Source organism: Kitasatospora sp. NPDC057500, assembly GCF_042802195.1.
Classification (GTDB): Bacteria; Actinomycetota; Actinomycetes; order Streptomycetales; family Streptomycetaceae; genus Kitasatospora.
In genome coordinates this window covers 1-21,020 of record NZ_JBHVER010000103.1, presented here as the reverse complement: position 1 = coordinate 21,020, position 21,020 = coordinate 1, and the positions used below count along the sequence as shown (strand labels likewise).

The following is a 21,020-nucleotide window of genomic DNA, read 5'->3' as shown; positions in this document are numbered from 1 at the left end:
GGCCTTCGCCCTGCGCGGCACCGAACCGGCCCTACCCGCCCGGCCCGTGGTGCGCCGCAGCTGCCTGTGACGGCCCGTTTTCGGGGGTGTGAGCGGCGTGGCGGCCCGAAGCGCCGCTGCCGTGGTGCGGATCAACCGGCTGCGGCATTGCGCATGCCGGTGACCATGACGTCCTGTGTGAGGCGGCGCTGTTCGGGGGGGGCGACGGAGCCGGTGGGGTGGGCCGTGAACGTGGACGCGGCGCGGTCGGGGAGGGTGTCGAGGTGGTTGCGCCACCGGGTGCGACAAGCGGGGTAGAGTTCCACCCCACCGAACCTCTCGGTGGCCTCGGCTCCGTAGGAGGTCCGGCGGCGGCACTGCGGGCACTTGTCGTGTTCGGCGCCGTCGAGGATCTCGGCCATCCCCGGAAACAGGACGCGGTCCGCTTGGCGCATGACCGCGTCGTAGCGCTCTTTGTCCGTCGGAGGGGCGGCGCCCGCGTCGACGCGATACCAGAGTTTGGTGTTCCGCCGGGCCTGGGTGACCACATCGGCTGTTTCCGGTTGGCCGATTATGAGGCCGTCCTCCACGAATCGGTATCTGCGCATCATCAGATGTATCGGTCCGCCGACGACTCGGGCGAAGTTGACAGCGCAGCGTCCGGCGGTGGAGTGGGCCCATCGCGTGTCCAGTTCCCACAACGTTTCACGGAAGGAGTGATACGTGCTCTCGCGTGCGTCTGCGCCGGCGTAGGCAAAGGTGTTGTGGATCTCTCCTTCGGCGCGGTGTTTGTGATAGGCGACGGCGTCGTAGAGCCCACTGCTGATCTCGGCGATCAGGCGATTCTCGTCCTCGGTGAGCCAGGCGTCGTCGTCGTTGCAGGCGATCGCTGCGGCGATGTAGAAGCGGAACATGCCGTCGCAGTCGCGCAATCGGAACCAGTCCTGGGGCGAGTGGGCCAGTGCTTCGACGTAGCGGCGCATCAGTTCGGTGTCGCGTCGGCCGGACGCCTTCTCGGTTGACATGAGGAGGGAGGCCCGGTATTCGCGGGCCATGTCGTCGTGCACTGCGCTGCCACCGAAGAGGGTGTCGAGCAGGCCGTCGACGTCGTAGTCGAGGATGGGGTCCTCGGAGAGCACGTCCACCAGTTCCCCGAACACTTCGGCCACGACGGCGATGCCGCAGAGTCGGGCCAGGGCGACGTAGCGGTCCCAGTTGGTGAACTCGGGGACGATACACCGGTTGTACTCCCATGCATGTCCCAGAGTCTCGGCTCGCTGGTCTGGGCTCAGGGCGGAAGCCCGAAGGTCGTTTTCGAGGTCGCCGGGGTAAAACCACTTTTCCTTCGGCATAAGGGTCTCCATCGGAGCGATTGCGTCGGTCGCAGCTTGCGCCGCCGAGCGCCGTGCCGATCCCGCGACGTCATCGGTCATGGTGCGGTCGTCGTCCCGGTGGCGTCGCACGGCGTTCGCGGAATCCGTGGTTTCGGAGAGGACGCGCGCGCGGCGTTCCGCTGCACGCGACATCACGGATCGACGGGTGTGGCGGGGAACGGTTCGACGATCGCCCCGCCCGGCGTGGTCATCGATGCCTCTTCGTGGCTCCGGCACAGCCGCAGCTTCGGGAACTGGCCCGAGCCGCTCGTCGGCCCGGGCCGACCGCGGCGGGTCGGTCACCGGAATGAGGCTGCCGACGCGGTCGAGGGATTCGGCGGCGGCGCGGTTGCGCTGGAAGGTCCGGCGCAGGGGTGGTCGCGGGCATGTGCTGCACGGCTGGGCGCGGGGTGGACGCGAAGTCCAATGGATCCTAATAGCGATAGATATAATATCCTATGTGCATTGAGATGCTGTGGTAACCGGGCGGCCCGCGGTCACGTCTCGCATCCAGACGTCCCGCAACCGCAGATGGCTCCTGCCGCTCGCGGTGTGCGGCGGCCCGCATCGTACGAGAACGATTCAGCCCGCGAAGGCGGCAAGACGATGTCCAGGGTTGACGACGTGGAACGCGTCATCCTCGACGAGTACAGGGTGATGGCGCAGTGCTTCCCTGCCAGCGACCGAGGCTTGGACGCCTTCCGGAGGCTGTGGCTGGATTCGGTGGCCGACGAGCTCGCTCCCGCGATCGCAGGCTTCCGAGGGCGACCCATGGCTCCCCCGCCCCCGTTCGACAAGCTCATCGTGTCCTTCGTGGCCGAGGAGGACGCCGTGCCCGGAGCGGAGACGGCCGGCGGATCCAGCGGCAGGAACCGGCACCTGCCGGCAGCAGGTGCTCCAAGACTTCGTGCGGTGGATCGGATCGTTGTGACATGGGTCTGAGTCCCAGGCAACCGCGCTCTGCGCACCGAGGCGCTCGGGGCCAGGCGGAACACCGCGCCCGGGCACGCTGTCCGGTCCCATCGAACTCGCCGCAGGCCGGGGGCACCGACGGCGCGCAGGTGGCCCCAGGCGGCGGCGCGAGGGGTCTGCGCCTGAACTCGAACGCCGGTCGGTCGGGTCAACCAGCCGAGGGGCAAGCCCACGGCATCGGGACCGCCGGTGGGGGAGAGGCTCGCCCGCAGACGCGCTCGGACCTCCTGGGCGGAGGCACGTCGTGACCTGGGATCCAGCCGAACCGAACGGCCCGCACGGGCGCGGTCCGGGCTCCTTCCCACCAGGCCGGCATCCGGAGGCGCACGCGTTCCGGGCGCCCGATCACGGGGTGGGTGAGCACGGTGTCCTTGAGCCCTTGGCCGAGCGTGTCCACGCCTGGTGCCGGGCTGCGGCACGGGAGGCGCCGGTCGTCGACTCCAGGCTGGGGGGAACCGGGCCCGGCGCCACAGAGCCCCTCGATGTGCTGTGGACTCGCAAGCACGCGGCCGGCTCCCCTCTGGCGGCTCATGTCGACGCGGTGCGCGGTCGACTGGCCGAGGGCCCGGAAGCGCCCCGGCCCGGCGGCTGGGTGTACGACCCGGAGGGAACCCTCGCGGCCATGAGGAGTGACCCGACCTCCTGGGGCCGACGGTTCGCTCCCTGGATGACGGAGTGCGCCGAGATGGTGGAGCACGGGCGCGACCTGCTCGCGGAGATCCGTGAGGTCCGGTGCAGGGGTTCCGGCTTCGCCGCGTCGGGCCAGGTCGGGCTGGTCCCGCTCACCGCCGGTGCGGATCCGGTCGGGGCGCTGCTCGCCCGGGCCCGGCGGGGGGAGAACGCGGGCCGGTCCACCAAGTCGCTCCTTCCGACGTGCAGTTCCCCGGACTGGGCCGCGTTCATGGAGGACTTCGGCTTCCGGGGCGTGGGGGCGTATCCGAACTTCGCCTCGGGCGCCTGGGGCGGCGGCATGATGCCGGCCGTCTACGACGACTGGCGCCAGGACTACGTCGCCATCCTGATCTACGGCTTCTACCTCGAGTACAACATCGACACCGCGTACACGCGGGCGGGCGGCACCGACCTGAAGCACGAGATCCTCTCGCTGTGGGACATGCCGGACCTCCCTGCGGACTTGGTGGCCCGGCGGGCGCACGTGGCGGCCGACCTCGCCTTCTTCGACGTCAAACGGCACGACGAGGCCGACGCCCACGAGACGCGATCGACCGGCCTGGCCACGTGGGTCTACCGGGACCGCGACACCTGGCGCGACATGAAGGCGTCGGACAGCGGCTACTTCACCTACCACCTGTCGTTCCTGCCGAACCACGCCGGCCGGGACGACATGATGCTGACCGGCATGGTCGCCGATTGGGTCGACATCGGCCCCGACCTCCGCTTCCAGGAGTGCGGCCAGTCGGTACTCGCGCTGACCCGCGGGTCGGTCGCCATGGCCGACCTGCTGAGCGCCTACGAGCGGACCGTGTGGATGGTCAACACACACTGGACACGGACCGCCGGCATCCGTCCAGAACGCTATGCGGCGTGCACCGCGGTCCTGGCCGTACCCGTGTGGGTGCTCACCAACCACCGGCACGACGCCTGGCGCTACTACTCCCTCGCGGCGGAACTGTCCCACGTCGCGCAGCAGCGCGACCTGTACGCCTCCGGCCGGCTCGCGGACTGCTACACCGAGGACCTGACCCCCACCGTCCCGGTCGGCACTTCGCGCGTCGACGTCCCGAGACGGGACCTGCCGTTCGACGTCGAGATCGACGGTACCCGGCACACCGGGACCGTAGAGCTGCACACCGTGATCTGCGACGCCGTCGAGCACGGCGTCCTGCCCCTGAGCATCGTCGAGTACGAGTTCGTCGTCCCGTGGCTGCTGAGGGAGGGGAGGATCTCCCCCACGGCCTTCCTGTCCCACATGGACCGCGCCTACTGCCGGCACTTCGCCCGCTTCATGCGCGCCGGGCACGAGGCCGACTTCGAGCGCCGCTTCAGCGAGCCGATGGCCGCGCTGGTGATGGAGCAGTGGTGGCACGGCATGTACTTCGCGATCGGCGCGGGCAGCCTGGTCGAGGCCCAGCCCGACGCGGTCGCCGGCGACCGGGCACACAGCGGGTCTCCCGGGCCGTGACCGCTCGCGAATCCACGGGACTGCGGGCCCGGGAGGCGGGGAAGAGACAGGTATGGACGGTGTGGCGCATGTTCCACTGGCCTCCGGGTGTGTCCCCCTGCTGGGGCACGCGCCCGCTCTGATGCGCGACCCCCTGAGCTTCGTCGCGTCGCTACCCGCCCAGGGGGAACTGGTGAGGCTGCGCCTGGGGCCCCAGTCAGTGGTGATGGTGTGCGACCCCGACCTGCTCCGGTACGTACTCGTGCACGACGAGGTCTTCGACAAGGGCGGGCCGCTGTTCGAGCGACTGCGCGACGTCCTGGGCAACGGGCTCGGCACCTGCCCCTACAGCCTGCACCGGCGCCAGCGCAGGCTGTGCAGGCCGGCCTTCGACGGGGAGCGGTTCCCGGCCTACGCGGCCGTCATGGCGGACCTGACCGACGAGATCGTGGACTCCTGGCGGGACGGCCGGATCATCGACGTGCCCGCCGAGCTGACCACACTGACCGCCCGGATCGCCCTCGCCACCATGTTCTCCGCCTCGCTGCCCGCATCCCTCACCCGGGAGATGCTGCGGGACCTCGACGACATCATGACCGGCCTCATCCGACAGGTGATCACCCCGGTGCCGCTGGCGCGGGTGCCCACCCCGTCCGCCAGGCGCTACTGGCGGGCACGCGAACATCTGCGCGCCTCGGTGGAGGCGATCATCGCGGCACGGCGGCACGACGGGAACGGCCACGACGACCTGCTCGGCTCCCTGATGGCCGCCCACGATCCCGGGACCTCCCCGCTGGACGGCCAGGTCCTGAGCGACGAGGAGCTCGCCGACCAAGTGGTCACGTTCTTCGTCACCGGCGCCGACCCCGTCTCCAGCACGATCTCCTTCGCCCTGGCGCTCCTCGCCCACGCTCCCGAGGTCGAGCGGCGCCTGCACGAGGAGGTGGACCGCGTGAGGGCCGAGGGCCCGCTCACCCTGGAGCGCCTGCCCTCACTCGAACTCGCGGGACGGGTGATCGCCGAGACCCTGCGCCTGTATCCGCCCGGCTGGCTGTTCACCCGGACCCTGACCGCCGACAGCGAGATCGGCGCGGCACGACTGCCGGCCGGCACCATGATCGCCTACAGCCCGTACCTCATCCACCGACGGCCCGACCTCTTCGAGGCCCCCGACGCCTTCCGCCCCGACCGCTGGCGGAACCCCCACCTCCCGCGCAACGCCTACCTCCCCTTCGGCGCCGGGGCCCGCAGGTGCATCGGCGAGCACTTCGCGCGCACCGAGGCCGTCCTGACGCTCGCGGGAATCACCACCCGATGGCGGCTGGCCCCCCTCACGGACCGGCCCCTCCGGTGCAAGCTGTCCACCACGCTGCGCCCCGCAGGCCTGCGGATGCGCCTGGTCGAACGGTCCTGACAACCGGGGCGCCCGGGGCCCACCGGGCCTACTCAGCGGGCGGGCGGGGTCCGGTAGCGGCCGGACATCCGCTCCCACGCATAGTCGCCGCGCATCAGGTCGTGCAGCCCCGTCACCAGACGCCGCACGCCGACGGCGTCGTCCTCGGACAGCCAGCAGCCGAGATCGGCCACCCGGTCCTCCACCGCGGCGAACCGCGTGACGCGGCGCCCGATCGCGCCGACCACCTCCGCGGCCGCCTGTGTCCTGCCGATTCCGCGTTCCCGCTCCAGGATGAGGAGCAGGTTGTTCCCCACGTCCCCCGCGGCTTCCTCCTTCTCCGCCGAGCACAGGTCGTTGGACATCCCGATGACCTCCGCGGTGAGACTCCGCAGTTCGGCGAGTACCGGGGTGTGCCATGCCAGGGCCGGGACCTCGAATCCGCTCACCCGCTCGATCAGGTCGATCACGACGTAGGACGACGTGGCGAGCCGCCTCCTGCTGACGCACTCGTCCGCGTCCATCACCCGGCCCTGGCGGCGGTCCACCGTCTCCGCGAGGTGTGCGGCCAGGTAGGCGAGCCAGTCGTTCGCGGCGCGCGCCCGCCACGCCCCGCTCATTCCACGGCAGCTGCGCTGCCAGATGTCGGCCAGCGCGCGGGTCGTCGACAGCGGTGTGCCCGCTTCCGGCACATCGCCCGGCGCCATGACCGCGGCGAGCTCCGCGCAGACGGCGGCCGCCTGTAGCGGGTTCCGCCCCAGTGCGCCGTCGAAACGGTCGTCGAACGGGGCGAAGTACCAGCCCATCAGATCACCGGCCAGTTCCAGCCCCTCACCCGTCGCTTCGGGGAAGAAGTAGGCGGCGAGTTCGGCCAGCCGCCAATCGGTGAATTCGGCGGGAGTGAAGGTCTGCTCGCCCAGCAGGCCGAACTCCTCCAGCCAGGCCAGGGAATGTTCCCGGGCCCGCGGCAGGTGCGGACTGCTCCGCAGCGGCCAGGGAAGCCCGAACTCGACGTCCTGCGGCACAGCTGCCTCCTCCTGGAGCACGTCGGCACGCCCTCGGCCCGCCTGGTACCCGCCGGTGTTCGATCAGCTCCGATTGACGACGCCCCGATTCGATCGTCGCACAGAGAACGGCTCCGGTTGCCGGGGCCCGGCACAGACCGCGGAATCCGCCTCTTCCCTGCCGTTCGTGCCGTGGAGCGGCCGATGCTGACCGGGGTGGTGCAGCTCGTGCCCCGGCCCGGTGCCAGGGACGGCGCGCGGGCCGAACATGATCGGGTACGGGCCGCAGAACGGGCGGACGGCCGCCGGGCGGAAATTCGGGCACTCTTGAGAATGGAAGCTGCGGCCGGGACGCCGGTCGCCGAGTCGTGTGTCCTCGCCGTTGCTGCCGCAGCGGTCCAGTGCCGCGCATTTCGCGCCTGCGCCAATGAGGTGCATGATGCCACTGACTCCACCCTTCGACTTCCCCGTCCGCGTCAACGACGGCCTGGACGAAGCCCGGGCGCGAGCACGAGCGTGGGGCCACGATCTCGGATTGGACCGGAACGCCCGGACGTGGCGGCGATTCAACGGCGCGGACTCCGCGAAGCTGATCGCCTACGCCTACCCTGACGCGCACGGCTCGGACCTGGACCTCGCTGTCGACATGATGTGCGTGTTCTTCATCGTGGACGAGATCTTCGACGGCCCGCTGCGCGACGACCCGAAGAGCGCCACCATGGTCGTCGACGAACTGGTCGGCACGCTCACCCCCGGCACCGTCGCCGCGCGAAGCTCGCTCAGTCCGCTCGCCACCCACTTCGCCGGCATGTGGGCACAAACCACCCACGGGATGGCCGCCCCGTGGCAAGAGCGTGCCGCCCACCACTGGATCCGGTACCTCTGGGGAAACGTGTGCGAAGACGTCGACCGTGCGCTCCAGCCGCCCCGGACACTGGACGACTACCTGGCACTGCGGCGCCACGTCGTCGGCTACCGCCCCTGCCAGGACATGATCGAACGGGTGTCGGGCTATGAGATCCCGTCGTTTCTGTGGCATCAGAGCGCATTGCAGGCCCTGGGTGATCTGTGTACCGACCTGATCGTCCTGTCCAACGACATCTACTCCCTGGAAAAGGAGCAGGACCGCGGAGAGAGCATGAACGCCATCCTCCTCCTCGCCCGCACGGCCGGGTCGTCGCCCCGAGTGGCGCTCCAGCAGGTCAACGGCCTCGCCTCGCGGCTCGCCGCCGGCTTTCCCGCGGCCGCGGCGCGGGTGCGCGATCTGGCCGACCACCTGCACCTCGCCGCCGGCCGACGGAACCTTCTCGACAGGTGGATCGATGCGAACCGCAACTGGCTCGGCGCCCACAACCGCTGGGCCTGCGAAATCCCGCGATACGGCGCCGGATCCGATCCCGTCCAGCCCGACAACGAGTTTCTGCGCACGTTGCTGTTCGGCCGGTGAACGGCGTGTGACGCGCTACTGCCCTCTACCGGTCGCCGCGCTCACCGGGGTGGCCCCGTAAGAGGAGCAGACGGAACTGGGCGGCACCCATGCCTGTTCGTTCACCTGGACGTTGAGCAGGCGTGGGGAGGGCAGCGCCGCGGTTGGTGTCGGACGACCCTGCGGGGTCGGATCGAGCCGCTGCTGCCGGTAAGGCAGCAGCGGCTTCGCAGGATCGGCCGCCCGCCGATCGACGACCGTACGCCCGCGCCCGCTGACTCTTGACGGCTGTCCTGGAGCGCGCGGATGAGAGCGCCGGCCCAGCGCCGGGCTTCTCTGACGCGATCAGTCTCCCGCTGCCGGCGTGGGCCCCGGTCCGGGACGAGCCACCGCCCGAGGACGTGCCGGTCTCTGCGTCCGGGAGGGCAAGCATCTTCGGGACAGGAAGGTCCGGCAGAGCCGGGGATGCCGGCCTGCCAACCGGCGCGGCCCGCAGGAGGCGTACCCACGGCCGGATCGTCCGCCGTCCCCGCGGACGGTGCTCGGGCTTCGTCCGTTCGACCGTGCGCACCGGTGAAGGCTTCCTGCGCACCGTGCTGTTCACCCGGCGAGCGGAGTCGTGGCAGGCCGCCTCGCGCGCCGGCCACCGGGTTCGCTGCGCCGAGGCCGGTTCCGGCGGTAGCCGTTCAGTCCTCTTGTCGGTCTGCCGGGAGGAGGCGTAGTCCGTCGTGGTCGGGGCTGACCTCGGCCACCTCGGCGCCGAGGCGCCGCCACGCCGCGCGGGCCTCGTCCAGCGGCCCGTCCTGTGGGCCCACGGCGATGACGCAGTCGCCGCCCACGGCACCGGAGCTCTTCGCGGCCGCTCCGCAGGCGGCTGCGGCGCGGGTCAGCATGGCCATGCGCTCGGCGGCGTCCGGTGGGGCGATGCGGTGGGCCAGGTCCTCCAGCAGGCGGCCGTAGGCGCGGATCGCGTGCTGGAGCGCGGTCCAGTCCGCGGCGCGCCAGGCGGCCCAGAAGCGGTCGAGGGCGTCGTCCAGGCGGGAGACGAAGCGGCCGGCGCCGGTGCCGCCGCCCATACGCTGGAACGTGTCGATGCTGGTCGCGGTGTCGCAGGCGAGTCCGCTCCAGGCCACTGCGAGACGCAGGCCGGGCGGAGCGGAGGCGGGCTCGGCGTGCGGGGTGCCGCGCAGCACACGGTAGTCGACCCATCCGCCGTGGACGCTGGCCGCCACGTCGGCGCCGCTGCCGCGGCCGTGCTGGTGCGCGCGGTGGAGGCCGGCGGCCGCCGGCAGCAGGGCCCGGCGCAGGGACGGGGAGGACACGTCGTGGCCCGCGGCGGCGGCAAGGGCGCCGAGGACGGCGACGGTGCTCGCCGCGCTGCCGCCGAGCCCGGTCTTGTGCCCCGCCCGCCAGCCGCGTCCCCGGACCGTCAGCCGCAGCGGTTCCGCCCCGGCGAACGCACGCCGGCCGGCGCGGACGGCGTCGACGAGCAGGCGGGCGCCCGAATCGGGAGGCACGCCCTCCAGAGGGGCGTCAACGCCGAGGTCGGGCGCGCTGAGCCACCATCCGTCCTCCCCGGCCGCACAACGGCACTCGATGCCCGAATCGACGGCGACGACCAGGGCCCGCCCGCCGTGGAGCACGGCGTACTCCCCGATCACGAACAGGCTTCCCGGCGCGAACACCGCCACCTCCGGCATGCTCAGGCCCTCCCGCGGCCGACGGCCGGCGGGGGACAGGACGCGAAGGCCCACTCCGGGGGCTCCCGGAGAACTCGTGGTGCACCGCCCGGCCGTGACCGCAGGACGTGCGAGACCCCCGGTACACCGGCCAGGGCCTGCCCGACGCGCTGGGAGTCCCCGGGGTTGCACAGCACCTTCACCTGCGGCCCGGCGTCGATGGTGAAGTACGCCGGCACGCCGTCCTCCCTCAGGCGCCACACCTCGCGCACCACGGCGATGGTCGCCGCCTCCCAGTACAGCAGGGGCGGGTCGGCACCCAGCGCGGTCGCGTGCATGCGCAGGGCATTGCGCTCGGCCGCCGTGCCCAGCGCCCGGAGGTCTCGCGAGCCCACTGCTTCCCGTACGGCGGCGAGGTCCGCCGCGTTCGTCGCGAGCCAGGCGTCGAAGAAGGGCGAGGTCTCCTGGGTGCGGCGCATACCGTCGCGGGAGGGGACCCGCTTGGGGCCGCTGCCGCTGACTGCGACGAGGACGGCCAGGGGCCAGTGCTCCGGGGCGGCGAGCTGGGTGACGGCCCGGGCGTCGTCCCCGGGCCGCCACTGGACGAATCCACCGAACATCGAGCGGCACGCGGAGCCCGAGCCGTGCCGGGCGAGCGCCGCGAGCCGGTCGACGGACGGGGGGTCGACCGCGAGCGCCGCCAGCGCGGTGGTCAGCGCGGCGTAGGCCGAGGCCGAGGACGCCAGGCCGGCGGCGACCGGGAAGTTCGACGTGACCAGGACGTCGAGCGGGCGTGCGATGCCCAGCTGCGTTCGGGCGTGTCCCACGAACCGCGCCAGGTCCGCGACGGGCCCAGGAGGCGCCCAGGCGACACGGTCCGGGCGGTTCGCCCGCCGTTCCTCGACCCGGGCCGCGGAGGTGAGGCCGTCGAGGGTCAGCGACACGCTGGTGGTGGCCGGCTGGTGCCCGGGCCCGGGCGCCTTTCCCCAGTACTTCACCAGTGCGACATTCGCCTGGGCGACGGCCCAGACCGCGGGCCGGCCCCGCCCGGCGGCCGAAGGAACCCGGCACACGAATCCCGCCATAGGTCGATGATGCGTCCAGACGCCCGGCGCCGCCCTGCGGGAGGGCCGGGAAGGGACGGCCGCCCGGCCGTCCGGAAAACCCGTCCACGGCAGCCGAAGGGACAATTCGGCGATAATATAGAAAAGCTCTCGTCCTCATTGCAGAGCTACCCGCCCCTCGGGCCATCGCACTCCATTGTTGACGGACGGTCTGCAGTCACCTGCGGCTTCGAGCGAACTGGCTGTAGCGCTCCGGGCAAGGAAGAACCATGAGCTCCCGTCTGCCGGGGTTCTACCGGCTGTCCCTCCAGGAGCGTCAGAACGTCCTCGCGGAAACCATTGGGCTTTCAACCTCCGACCGCGCCGCACTCGCGAGTGAGGCACCGCTGGATCCCGCCAGGGCCGACCTCATGATCGAAAACGCCGTCGGGATATTCGCCTTACCGTACGGCGTGGCCGTGAACTTCCTCGTCAACGGGCGTGACCACCTCGTCCCGATGGTGACGGAAGAGCCCTCGATCGTGGCTGCGGCCTCCTACGCCGCGCGCCTCATCCGCGACAGCGGCGGCATCCGGGCCGAGGCCGACCCCTCCCTCATGACCGGGCAGATCCACGTGATCGACGTGGCCGACGCCGAAGCGGCCGCGATCCGCGTCCACCAGGCCGCGCCGCGGCTGGTCGAGACGGCTCGCGCACTCCAGCCGCGCATGACGGCCCGCGGATGCGGCGCCCGCGAGATCACCGCCGCCGCAATGCCCGACCGCACGCTGCTCGTCCACCTCGTGGTCGACGTCGGCGACGCCATGGGCGCCAACGCCGTCAACACCCTCGTGGAAGCGATGGCCCCGCACATCGTCGGTGTGACCGGCGGCTGCGCGAACATCCGCATCGTCTCCAACCTCGCCGACCGGCGCCTCGCCCGGGCCCGCTCCACGATCCCCCCAGCACTGCTGTGCACCCGCGAGCGCACCGGCGACGACGTGGCCCGCCGCATCGTCCAGGCCTGCGCCCTCGCCACCTACAGCCCCCACCGGGCGGCCACCCACAACAAGGGCATCATGAACGGCATCGACGCCGTGGCCCTGGCGACCGGCCAGGACTGGAGAGCCATCGAGGCCGGAGCCCACGCCCACGCCGCCCGCACCGGCAGCTACCAGCCGCTCACCACCTGGCGCTGCACCGACGGGCACCTGGAGGGACGCATCGAGATCCCCCTCGCCGTCGGCACGGTCGGCGCCCGCATCACCGGCAACCCCCGGGCCGACCTGTCCCTGCGCCTGCTCGGTGTCACAAGCGCCCGCGAACTGGCCGCTGTCATGGCGGCGGTGGGCCTGGCCCAGAACCTCGCGGCCCTTCGGGCCCTGTCCGACGAAGGCATCCAACACGGCCACATGGCACTCCACCGCCGCGCCGACCGCCCTTCGCACCCCGCCCGCGCCACGCACTCGGCGGCCCCGTGATTCCCTCCGTCAGCACCCGTAGCGCACCGGGCAAGGTCATCCTCTTCGGCGAGCACTCCGTCGCCTACCGGCAGCCGGCCATCGCCACGCCGATCGACCGCACGCTCACCCTCACCGCCGCCCTGGGCGGGAACCGGCCCGTCGGCCAGGCCGTCGACCCGCTCCTCAGGGCCGCCGTCGACACCGCGGCGCGGTTCTTCTCCCTCGCCCCCGACCGGATCACCACCAGCATCGAGTCCCGGATCCCCGCCGGCTGCGGCCTCGGCAGCTCCGCGGCCCTCAGCGTCGCCCTGGCCCGCACCCTGGCAGACCTCTCCGGCACCGAACTCGGCCCCGTGGAACTCCTGGCACCGGCCACGGCGATCGAGTCCGCCTTCCACGGCACCTCCTCCGGCCTCGACGTCGCGGCCGTCGCCCTCGGTGCAACCATCTGGTTCCACCGCGCGCCCGGCCCCCACGCGACCCTGCTCCCGATCGGAACCGCCTTCGATCTGGTGGTGGCGCTCACGCGGCACCAGCGCTCCACCGCCGAGCAGATCCAGCGGGTCCGCTGTCGGGCGCGGTCCCGGCCCGACGGCTTCACCCGGGAGTTCACCCGTCTGGGAGCCCTCACCCGGGCGGGACGCCAAGCGCTGCACATGGGCGACCTCTGCGCCCTCGGCCGGCTCATGGACGAGGCGCACGCGCTGCTCTCGGCAATCGGCGTGTCCACCCCCGCCCTCGAACTCGCCGTCACCACCGCTCGTACCGCCGGCGCCCTCGGGGCCAAGCTCACCGGAGCGGGCGGCGGCGGTGCCGTCATCGCCCTCGCCCCCGGCAACGCGCCGGCCGTCGCCGCCGCCCTGCGCTTCGCCGGCTGCGAGGCGTTCATCAGTCGCGTCGCGGCTGCTCGGCCGAGCGGGGCGAAGCAGGGGGCCGGCCAAGCCGACCGGGTGCACTTCGTCCACTTCGAGGAGTAGGCCCCGAGTTCCGTCCCGCGGCCGGAAGAACGGACCCGGCCCGCGTTCCCACGGGAGGCATGACACGTGACTCGCACCACAGCCGGGACCCGCGACCGGGCCCTGTTCGCCGGCCTCGGTGAGACGCCCTTCTTCTGCCCGCCGCCGCACCCGGAGCCCGCACCGGGCGCCGCCGCCGTCGACGCGCGCGCCGTCGAATGGATGCAGGCCTCGGGCCTGTGCCGCCCGGCGCGGAGGTGACACGCATCGACGCCGGAGCCTTCCTCGCCCTGTGCCTTCCCAACGCGCGATCGCAGTCCGTGCTCGAACTCGCGACCGAGTTGAACTACCTCAGCTTCGCCTTCGACGACGCCCACGTCGACGATCCCCGGCTGAGGACCTGCGCCGGCCTGGCACCGGTCATCGGCGCGCTCATGGCCGTGCTCGACGCTCCCGAAGCACCCGTCGAGGACCGCTACGAGCGGGCGCTGTGTGACTGATGCGCGACCGGGACACGGACGTCCAGCACGCCGCCGGGGAAGCCATCACCCTGCGCAACCGCACCGTGGTGCTCTACACCCGGCTTCGCGACCGCGTCATCGCCTCCGGGGACCCGGCCGCCAGCCGCTACGCACGCGACCTCGGACACATCGCGCGCGGCAACCTCCTGTGGAGCGACCGCACCGCCCGGTACCGCACGGACGGCCGGCGGGGGACCCTGGCCGTCACCAGTCGGCCGGACGGCATCGACACTTCGCCGATCACCCTTCCCGCGACCGCGTGGTGCTGGAGACAGCTGTGAGTCGCGACGGTCCCGTCCCGGGGGAGGCGACGGAAAGCGCATCGCGCGCGGGCCTGCGTCACGAGCTCCTCCACACCACCTTGTCGGCCAGGGACCGCAGTTGTCGGCGCACCGCCGCCGGAACGGCGAGCACGTCCAGAGCGGTCACGGCCTGCTGGAAGCGGTCGGTGATCAGGCGCTCTACGGCTTGGTCCGCGCAGGTCTCCCGTAGGAGGGCACGCACGGTTTCGGCGCCCGCCGCGTCCAGGCGGGGGTCGCCGTACAGTGCCCGCAGCCGGCGTCCCTGGGCGGAGGTGGCGGCTGCCAGGGCAATGCTGACGAGCACGGTGTGCTTTCCCCCGCGCAGGTCGTCCAGAGCGGACTTGCCGGTCTCCTGAGGATCGCCGAAAGCGCCGAGCAGATCGTCGCGCAGCTGGAACGCCTCTCCCAGCGGCAGGGCGAAGGCGCTCAGCTGCCGCATGAGGGGTTCAGCGGCCCCGGCGAGCGCGGCGCCGATCTGCAGGGGCCGCTCGCAGGTGTACTTGGCGGTCTTGTAGCGGATGACCGCCAGGGCCGGTGTCGCGTCCGCGGTAGGGCGTCCGGTGGACAGGAGATCGAGGCACTGGCCGTACATCACCTCTTCCCGCATCAGGCTCACCAGCGGTCGCAGGCGCGCGGACTCGGCCGCCCGCAGACCGTGGTCGGGATCATGAAGGAGCTCGTCGGACCACAGCAGTGCGAGGTCCCCGGCGAGGATCGCGGTGCTGGTGCCGACCGCGTCGGCCAGCTCCCGGGACCGGCCTTCGCGGAAGCGGGCGGCCAGGGCACGATGCACGGTGGGCCGGCCGCGGCGGGTGTCGGAGTCGTCCATGACGTCGTCGTGGACGAGGCAGAAGGCATGGAACAACTCCAGGGCCGCGCCGACCTGGACCGCCTGCGCCAGACCCCGCTCGCCTTCCCCGCCGGCGGCCTGCCAGCCCAGGACGCACAGCCGCGGGCGGATCCGCTTGCCGCCCGCCGCAAGGAACCCGGCGAGGGCCCTGGGTACGTCCTCGGGCAGACCCGTCCGTCGGGCCGCGGCGTACTTGCCGTCGACGAACGCGCGGAGAACCGCGTCGACACGGTGTCGCACCGGCTCGGAATCGGACCGCGGGGCCTGTGCCCGCGGCGTCGACGCGGCCGGAGGGGGCTCTGCGATGTTCGGTGATCGGTCGGAGGACATGGCGATGGCTGTTCCAGTGGGCGGCCCGCGGCCCGCGGCCCTGCGGACCATGCTGCCAGGAGGCTCGGAAACCGTCTTTCTCCTACCCGCATTCCCGGTCCGGAACCAGGTGACGGGATACCCGCCGCCCTCGATGAGGTCGTCACCGGTTCCGGGGAAGCCGGCGCGGTGCCACGATGCACGAGCACCGCGTCGGCGCCGTGACGACGCCGGTTGATTCTGCTCAGGCCCACGTTGTCGCGCGCAGTTGGTGCTCGTTGTAGCGGCTCGACGTCGACGACCAGGCGACATGCCCGTAGGTGTAGTCGCGCAGTGCTCGGGTGTAGCGGCCGACCTCGGTGATGGTGCCGGCGCCGTAGCCCAGTGCGCGCAGGGTTTCGAGCAGTAGTCGTTCCAGAGTGAGGAATTGCTGGAGCCGTTCCTGGATCATGTCCAGCACGCGCGCGAGGGCTGTGTCGTGATCGATGCCCTCGTGGCCGGCGAGGACGAGGGCGAGATTGTGCTGCTCACCTGAGCGGACTTCGCGATCGAAGCTGTAGTAGTCGTTGAACCAGCTGTTGGCGTCGACGAAGCAGTTGCGCAGTTCTCTCAGCTGCCAGGTGGCGAAGAGCGGTTCGGGCACCTGGATGGCATGAACGGCTTCGAGGACGTCTGTGTTGAAGTCCAGGCCGACGCTGTCCCTGCGCAGCCGTTGGTATTCGTCGGGGGCGAGACGGAGGTGCAGCTCTCGGTTGTGGCGTTGTTCGACGTACTGGCGGAGGTAGAGCGCGAGGTCGACGCGTGCCCGCTGGCACCATTGCGGACTCTGGGCTGGTGCGGTGCGGTGCCAGAGGTCGTGAACGGAGACGGCGGCCGGGCCGCCGCCGGTGACAGGGGCGGCAGTCTTGATGGCGCGTTGGATCGAGTTGCACAGACGGATGGCTTCACCGGGTCCGCCTCGGTCAGTGGCGTCGGCGACATCGTCGGTGATGGTCAGCCAGTAGTGCCACTGGGTGAGGAGGTCGAGCCGGGCTTGCGGCAGGGTGGGATAGCACCAGCCGGTGAACACACCGAAGGCGAAGGAGCGCAGCTTCTTCACGTCTTGCTCGCACCGGGCGATGCCCGTGCGGTGCGCGAAGGCCACGAAGGCGTCGTCTGCCTGTACGGCACCGGGATGGATGTCGGGGGTGCTGTCCCGGAGGAATTCCTTGGGCAGCATGGTGACGTCGGCGGGAGGCATGGCCGATGTCCTTTCCCGCATACGGTGGGTGATGTCCAGTGGTGCCGGTAGGCCGTACATCACCTCGCTGCAGTGGACAAGCTCATCCGCCAGGACCGGAGCGAACGCATTCCTCGGGAGCCGCCACGGCGTCCCGCCTTCGCGCTCATCCATGATGACGTCATCGATGACAGCAGTCGGCGCCGCGGGCAGCCGACCATCCACCGCACACGCGCCGTCTCCAGTCCCGCGTCGATCATGCGGGCCCCATACAGCCCGGTCGAGTGGGAGTTTCAGAATGGAAAAGGGCACTCATGTGGACCTCTGAGGACATGGCCAGTTTACACCTCAGAGGGTGTTCGACAGGGGAATCCCCCAGCTGTTCCGGCTTTCACCAGCGCACCAGCATTGGTTCGATGAGCTGCCACTGGTCGTGCTTCAGGTCCGAGGGGTACCGGTGGACTTCCCGCCCCACACCACCCTCCACGGTTGCACCTTCGCCGCCCAGTGGCCCACCGTAACCAGGGCGTGGGTGGACGCCGGCTGGAACAACGCCGTGGTCGAGCGCGGCGCCAGTCTCCGCTCGCACCCCGTGCGCCACCCGCCCCGTCGTCGAGGACCACCATCACCCCGGACCCCAGCTGCGTCCCGGCACCCTGCTGGACCACCCGGCGACCGTGACGAAACACGACGCCTCCACCCTTGCCGCATCCCCGAAGCCCAACCCCTCGCCGCCGACCCCACTGCCTCCAGGCCGGCTGCGCCACCCCGGCGCGTTCGATGCAGGCAGCGTCTACCGCATCTTCGAGATCCCGTGCGGCACCCTGCCCCTCCAGGTGTTCGAATGTCGTAGCCGTGGCCTCACCCGGCCGCCCGGCGGCTTCGCCGTTCGTTCACGTGCATGCGCGCACGCGCAGCCGTAGGCCGTCGGGCGCGAGGGTGGCTCCCAGGCGGGGCCGCGGCGGCCTGGCGCCGAGGGGCTGGAGTTCCCAGGCCGCGACGACGGCGCGCAGCGCGGCGGTGAGTTCGAGCATGGCGAACCGGTGGCCCACGCAGGAGCGCGGGCCACCGCCGAAGGTGAGGAAGGTGCCCGGTTGGGGCGTCCTGTCGGTCCACCGGTCCGGGCGGAAGGCATGCGGGTCGGGGAAGTACGCGGCGTTGCGGTGCAGGGGGTAGGCGCTGTACGCGACGGTGGCGCCCTCCTCCAGCGGGATACCGTTCAAGATCGCGTGTTCGGTGACGGTGCGGGTGAGCAGCCAGGCCGGCGCGTGCAGTCGCAGGGCCTCGAGGACGACCCGATGACAGAGCGAGCCGTCGTCGTGGCCGGGTCGGTCCGCCGCACAGTCCTCCCGCCCGGCGAGTTCCGTCCTCAGGTCCCGTTGTACCTGTGGGTGGAGTGCGATCAGGTGGAACATCCAGGCCAGGGCGGTCGCGCTGGTTTCCGTGCCCGCGGCCAGGAACGTCGCGGCGTGATCGATGAGCTCGGTGTCGCTCAGGCGCCCGCTCCGGTCCTCGGAGTCCTGCGCGATGATCATGCTCGAGAGCAGGTCCGGCTCCCGCGTGTCGAGGGGGTGACGCCGCCGTTCCTCGACGGCGCTCGCGATGGTGGCGCGCAGGCCCGCGACGGCATCCCGGTAGTGCCGGTTGGCGGGCAGCGGAAGGCGGTCGGCCCCGGGCGGCAGCAGCATCTGCAGGGGCACGCCGGCGACCCAGGTCTCGATGTCGGCCACCGCGGCGGTGAGGCGCTCCTCGGTGAGGGAGACCGAGAACAGGGTGCGTAGCGCGAGGCGGGTGGTGTAGGTCATTGTCGCGGCCATGACGTCGATGCGCTGTCCGTCGCTCCAGCCGTCCGCCAGGCGTTCGGCCTCCGCGCGCATCACCGGCCGGTAGCGGCGCAGCTGCTCGTCGCGAAAGGCCGGCTGCACCAGTCGCCGCAGGCGCCGGTGCTTGCTGTGCGGGCAGGTGGCGACGGCCTCACCGAGGAGGTCGCGCATCCGGTCGAAGAAGGGGCCGCCCTTGTCGAAGGTGCGGTCGTCCCTGAGCACCTGCTGGGCCAGCTCGGGGGTGCAGACCACGATCACGGGCATCGGGCGGACCGGACGATCAAACTTCGCCGAGACAACCACGCCGCCATCAAACTTCGCCGAGACTCGTCAAAGATCGATGCGACGCGTCATCCGGCCTTCGTCAGGTCTGCCGGAACCGGACCAGTGGCGGGTGCTCGACGGCGTCCGGATCGGCCCGCGGGTCGTAGGCGGCGAGTTCGGCCGCCCGCATCCGCTCGGCGATCCGCAGCCACTCCCGGTGGTCCGCCTCACAGGTGAGCACCGCGTGGCCGACGTTCGGGTCCTCAAGCGCCAGGCCCCGGACGTGGTGCAGCTGCTCCAGCGCCTTGCCCGCCGCCCGGTCGATCTCCTCCGGTGTCACGCCGTCCGCGTCCCGGCACACCAGCGCGCGGTGGAAGTGCTCGGTGTCCGGGTGGAGCTCCAGCTGCTCCCCGGCCGGGCGCAGCCAGCGGGTAGGGATGGTGTGGGTGATCGTGCCGGGGAAGGTGAGGGCCTGGCCGTCGGCGTCGGTCACGATGCCGGTGATCTCGTACTCCTGGCCCTCGGCGAGATCGAGGGCCGCGGCCTGTTCGGCGGTCAGCCGCAGCGCGACCCTGCCGACGGGGACGTCCCGGCTGACGACCACCGTGTCCGGGTCCTCGCCGAAGCCGGTCACGGTCACCGTGATGCGCCGGCCGCAGGCGAGGTGCAGCTGCATGCTGGCCTGCCACTGGGCGGCGGTCTTGACCGGCTCGTCGCGGATCCGCGCGGGCAGCCGCTGTGCAATGCTCGCGATGTAGGTCTCACCGACCACGACATCCCCGGTACGCATCGCCCACTCCTCGCCCACGCCCTGTCTCCATCGTGCCCGGCGCGGTGAGCTCCGCCCACGGCCGGTGAGTTCCGCCCCACCAAGCCGGCGTTCTTCAGAGCGTCGGGCTCTGAACCTCCGGTCCGGGCGCGGCGGTGCGGCCGGCCTCGACGGCGGCGTCCGTCGTGGCGGCCATGGCGGGCACTTCGCGCGCCAGATCGCCAAGCACCGCCGAGGGCATCGCCACGGCCAGCGCGCACACCGCCGCTGACCCTGCGCGGGCAGATAGCGGCCCCAGAAAATGTGCTTCGTGGTCGTTCAGTAACCCTCAGTTCTCTCATTCCGTCATTCCCAGGGCCGTCCCCGGGTGCTGCCCCGGGGTAAAGCGTTGACCGGCCTTTCAGTGCATGGCGACCCTGTACGACGCCCTCACTCCGAACGAGCCAGTTGCGCGCCGCCCTGGCCGCGCTGCCGCTGCCCGTCCCGGAGAAAGATCGAGTACTCGGAGGAGGGCGCCTACGGACCCATACCCCAGCCCCGATCCCCTAGCTTGCTGTCCTGGGAGTGCATGGCCACCAGGGCCCTGCAACGACTCAGGGCGGTTGGCCATATGAATCAGAAGACCGCGGGCACGGCCGGGTGCCTGCTCGCCGGCCTCGGCGCAATGGCCGGGCTGCTGGTGTGGGCGCCACGAGCCGCGTTCAGCATTGATGGCGGGTTCGAGGGCCATGCCCGCGATCTGAGCGTGCTCTTCGTCGATCTGCCGCTCATACTGCTCGGTGGCACGATGGTTCCGCTCTTCACCTGGACGCTGATCACGCGACGGACGGGGCGCTCCTGGATCGCGGTGCTGACAACCCTGACTGCACTCGCTCTCGGGGCGTGGGGGCTCACCGAGTGGTACACGCCCCGCCAGCACCCAGACCCCGGCTACACCGGTCCCGGGCTTTGACCCCGGAGTCTTCGACAGCGTCGCACGCCCTCCTTCTGCCAACGGGCGAGTCTGTTGCACGCAGGTAGTCAGGTAGTCAGAGCCGCGGGATCGCCAGGCACGTCAGGGTCGGGCCCTTCGCCCAGAACCGCGCCCAAGTCCAGCCCGCCACGGACCACGTGGACGCAGCAGCAAGCCGTCGCCGATGAGCAGCGCCCGCCGGCTCCGCCGAACCCCAGGCCGCGCCCGCGTCATCGGAGCCTGCCCTCGCGCGCGGGTACGCGGGACTGCTGGACGGGATGGGCCTGCGGGCAGCCCGCCGTCAGTGACTGTGGACCGCTGGATCCGGAGAACGCATCGGTGGCGGAGCACGTCCCCAGCCGCACCGCACCCGCCGCCGGGCAGGCCCGCGTTCCGGGCCCGCCCACATCCAGCATTTCCGGCACGGCGGCCCCGCCACAGCACCACCGGGTCGCCGGGCAGAGCAGCCGCGCCCATGTCCTCCTCGGCGCTGCTGGCCTTCCACTGGCCGGGCCCCGCGGGGTACCCCCCTTGCCTCCTGGGGACCCGGCCGCCTGCATCCCGCGCCCGCCCGCACGCGGCGGCCGCCGCGGGCGGGCGG

General features: G+C 71.6%; 20 protein-coding genes. 11 read left to right on the top strand and 9 right to left on the bottom strand.

Going from position 1 to position 21,020, the window contains the following annotated elements; genetic code table 11:
* Positions 1-131: 131 nt before the first annotated feature.
* Entirely contained in the window at positions 132-1,655 is a 1,524-nt protein-coding gene (locus ACFU74_RS21875; protein ID WP_380759216.1) for a hypothetical protein, read from the bottom strand.
* Positions 1,656-1,958: 303 nt separating this feature from the next.
* Here ACFU74_RS21875 and ACFU74_RS21870 point away from each other — a divergent pair, with 303 nt between their 5' ends.
* From ACFU74_RS21870 to ACFU74_RS21860, 3 genes are all read left to right on the top strand, one after another.
* Positions 1,959-2,294, top strand: a complete 336-nt coding sequence (locus ACFU74_RS21870; protein WP_380759214.1) for a hypothetical protein — start codon at positions 1,959-1,961, stop codon at positions 2,292-2,294.
* A 652-nt stretch (positions 2,295-2,946) separates the two neighbouring features.
* Positions 2,947-4,467, top strand: a complete 1,521-nt coding sequence (locus ACFU74_RS21865; RefSeq protein WP_380759212.1) for a hypothetical protein — start codon at positions 2,947-2,949, stop codon at positions 4,465-4,467.
* A gap of 52 nt (positions 4,468-4,519) precedes the next feature.
* The gene (locus ACFU74_RS21860) at positions 4,520-5,860 is read left to right on the top strand and encodes a cytochrome P450 (protein ID WP_380759210.1); all 1,341 of its coding nucleotides are present in this window, start codon (positions 4,520-4,522) and stop codon (positions 5,858-5,860) included.
* A gap of 32 nt (positions 5,861-5,892) precedes the next feature.
* Here ACFU74_RS21860 and ACFU74_RS21855 read toward each other — a convergent pair whose 3' ends face one another.
* Complete coding sequence (locus ACFU74_RS21855) at positions 5,893-6,864, bottom strand: pentalenene synthase (protein WP_380759208.1); 972 nt, start codon at positions 6,862-6,864, stop codon at positions 5,893-5,895.
* A 514-nt stretch (positions 6,865-7,378) separates the two neighbouring features.
* On the opposite strand from ACFU74_RS21855, the gene ACFU74_RS21850 reads away from it, so the two are divergent.
* Positions 7,379-8,290: a terpene synthase family protein gene (locus ACFU74_RS21850; protein ID WP_380759205.1), complete on the top strand. Its 912-nt coding sequence runs from the start codon at positions 7,379-7,381 to the stop codon at positions 8,288-8,290.
* 665 nt (positions 8,291-8,955) lie between these two features.
* On the opposite strand, the gene ACFU74_RS21845 is transcribed toward ACFU74_RS21850, so the two are convergent.
* Complete coding sequence (locus ACFU74_RS21845) at positions 8,956-9,969, bottom strand: mevalonate kinase (protein WP_380759203.1); 1,014 nt, start codon at positions 9,967-9,969, stop codon at positions 8,956-8,958.
* A 2-nt stretch (positions 9,970-9,971) separates the two neighbouring features.
* Positions 9,972-11,033: a diphosphomevalonate decarboxylase gene (gene mvaD / locus ACFU74_RS21840; protein WP_380759201.1), complete on the bottom strand. Its 1,062-nt coding sequence runs from the start codon at positions 11,031-11,033 to the stop codon at positions 9,972-9,974.
* 248 nt (positions 11,034-11,281) lie between these two features.
* Between mvaD and ACFU74_RS21835 the strand changes: the two genes are divergently transcribed.
* The 5 genes from ACFU74_RS21835 (at position 11,282) to ACFU74_RS21815 (ending at position 14,212) form a co-directional block, all read left to right on the top strand.
* The gene (locus tag ACFU74_RS21835; protein WP_380759199.1) at positions 11,282-12,472 is read left to right on the top strand and encodes a hydroxymethylglutaryl-CoA reductase, degradative; all 1,191 of its coding nucleotides are present in this window, start codon (positions 11,282-11,284) and stop codon (positions 12,470-12,472) included.
* A complete protein-coding gene (mvk, locus tag ACFU74_RS21830; RefSeq protein WP_380759197.1) occupies positions 12,469-13,431 on the top strand; it encodes a mevalonate kinase in 963 nt (320 codons plus the stop codon). Before ACFU74_RS21835 ends, mvk begins: the two co-directional genes overlap by 4 nt.
* A gap of 66 nt (positions 13,432-13,497) precedes the next feature.
* Entirely contained in the window at positions 13,498-13,671 is a 174-nt protein-coding gene (locus tag ACFU74_RS21825; RefSeq protein WP_380759195.1) for a hypothetical protein, read from the top strand.
* The gene (locus tag ACFU74_RS21820) at positions 13,668-13,910 is read left to right on the top strand and encodes a hypothetical protein (RefSeq protein WP_380759192.1); all 243 of its coding nucleotides are present in this window, start codon (positions 13,668-13,670) and stop codon (positions 13,908-13,910) included. The genes ACFU74_RS21825 and ACFU74_RS21820 overlap by 4 nt, the downstream gene beginning before the upstream one ends.
* Positions 13,910-14,212, top strand: coding sequence for a hypothetical protein (locus ACFU74_RS21815; RefSeq protein WP_380759190.1), 303 nt, complete (start codon positions 13,910-13,912; stop codon positions 14,210-14,212). The genes ACFU74_RS21820 and ACFU74_RS21815 overlap by 1 nt, the downstream gene beginning before the upstream one ends.
* A gap of 58 nt (positions 14,213-14,270) precedes the next feature.
* Here ACFU74_RS21815 and ACFU74_RS21810 read toward each other — a convergent pair whose 3' ends face one another.
* Positions 14,271-15,323, bottom strand: coding sequence for a polyprenyl synthetase family protein (locus tag ACFU74_RS21810; protein WP_380759188.1), 1,053 nt, complete (start codon positions 15,321-15,323; stop codon positions 14,271-14,273).
* A 313-nt stretch (positions 15,324-15,636) separates the two neighbouring features.
* Entirely contained in the window at positions 15,637-16,785 is a 1,149-nt protein-coding gene (locus ACFU74_RS21805) for a terpene synthase family protein (protein WP_380759185.1), read from the bottom strand.
* Between ACFU74_RS21805 and ACFU74_RS21800 the strand changes: the two genes are divergently transcribed.
* Complete coding sequence (locus ACFU74_RS21800; protein ID WP_380759183.1) at positions 16,705-17,031, top strand: polyprenyl synthetase family protein; 327 nt, start codon at positions 16,705-16,707, stop codon at positions 17,029-17,031. The genes ACFU74_RS21805 and ACFU74_RS21800 overlap by 81 nt on opposite strands.
* A gap of 473 nt (positions 17,032-17,504) precedes the next feature.
* Here the strand turns inward: ACFU74_RS21800 and ACFU74_RS21795 are convergent, their stop codons facing one another.
* The 3 genes from ACFU74_RS21795 to ACFU74_RS21785 all read right to left on the bottom strand — a co-directional run bounded on the left by ACFU74_RS21795 (position 17,505) and on the right by ACFU74_RS21785 (position 19,729).
* The gene (locus ACFU74_RS21795) at positions 17,505-18,698 is read right to left on the bottom strand and encodes a cytochrome P450 (RefSeq protein WP_380759180.1); all 1,194 of its coding nucleotides are present in this window, start codon (positions 18,696-18,698) and stop codon (positions 17,505-17,507) included.
* 100 nt (positions 18,699-18,798) lie between these two features.
* Positions 18,799-19,488, bottom strand: coding sequence for a hypothetical protein (locus ACFU74_RS21790; RefSeq protein WP_380759177.1), 690 nt, complete (start codon positions 19,486-19,488; stop codon positions 18,799-18,801).
* Between the two features lie 94 nt (positions 19,489-19,582).
* Positions 19,583-19,729, bottom strand: coding sequence for a hypothetical protein (locus tag ACFU74_RS21785; protein ID WP_380759175.1), 147 nt, complete (start codon positions 19,727-19,729; stop codon positions 19,583-19,585).
* A 348-nt stretch (positions 19,730-20,077) separates the two neighbouring features.
* Between ACFU74_RS21785 and ACFU74_RS21780 the strand changes: the two genes are divergently transcribed.
* Positions 20,078-20,419, top strand: coding sequence for a hypothetical protein (locus ACFU74_RS21780; protein ID WP_380759173.1), 342 nt, complete (start codon positions 20,078-20,080; stop codon positions 20,417-20,419).
* The last annotated feature ends 601 nt before the right edge of the window (positions 20,420-21,020 follow it).

What these genes read in the sequence shown, in the direction of transcription:
- ACFU74_RS21870 (WP_380759214.1), top strand. Translation starts at nt 1,959, where the DNA reads ATGTCCAGGGTTGACGACGTGGAACGCGTCATCCTCGACGAGTACAGG.
- ACFU74_RS21865 (WP_380759212.1), top strand. Translation starts at nt 2,947, where the DNA reads ATGAGGAGTGACCCGACCTCCTGGGGCCGACGGTTCGCTCCCTGGATG.
- ACFU74_RS21860 (WP_380759210.1), top strand. Translation starts at nt 4,520, where the DNA reads ATGGACGGTGTGGCGCATGTTCCACTGGCCTCCGGGTGTGTCCCCCTG.
- ACFU74_RS21845 (WP_380759203.1), bottom strand. Translation starts at nt 9,969, where the DNA reads ATGCCGGAGGTGGCGGTGTTCGCGCCGGGAAGCCTGTTCGTGATCGGG.
- mvaD (WP_380759201.1), bottom strand. Translation starts at nt 11,033, where the DNA reads ATGGCGGGATTCGTGTGCCGGGTTCCTTCGGCCGCCGGGCGGGGCCGG.
- ACFU74_RS21835 (WP_380759199.1), top strand. Translation starts at nt 11,282, where the DNA reads ATGAGCTCCCGTCTGCCGGGGTTCTACCGGCTGTCCCTCCAGGAGCGT.
- ACFU74_RS21815 (WP_380759190.1), top strand. Translation starts at nt 13,910, where the DNA reads ATGCGCGACCGGGACACGGACGTCCAGCACGCCGCCGGGGAAGCCATC.
- ACFU74_RS21805 (WP_380759185.1), bottom strand. Translation starts at nt 16,785, where the DNA reads ATGGATGAGCGCGAAGGCGGGACGCCGTGGCGGCTCCCGAGGAATGCG.
- ACFU74_RS21795 (WP_380759180.1), bottom strand. Translation starts at nt 18,698, where the DNA reads ATGCCCGTGATCGTGGTCTGCACCCCCGAGCTGGCCCAGCAGGTGCTC.
- ACFU74_RS21790 (WP_380759177.1), bottom strand. Translation starts at nt 19,488, where the DNA reads ATGCGTACCGGGGATGTCGTGGTCGGTGAGACCTACATCGCGAGCATT.
- ACFU74_RS21780 (WP_380759173.1), top strand. Translation starts at nt 20,078, where the DNA reads ATGAATCAGAAGACCGCGGGCACGGCCGGGTGCCTGCTCGCCGGCCTC.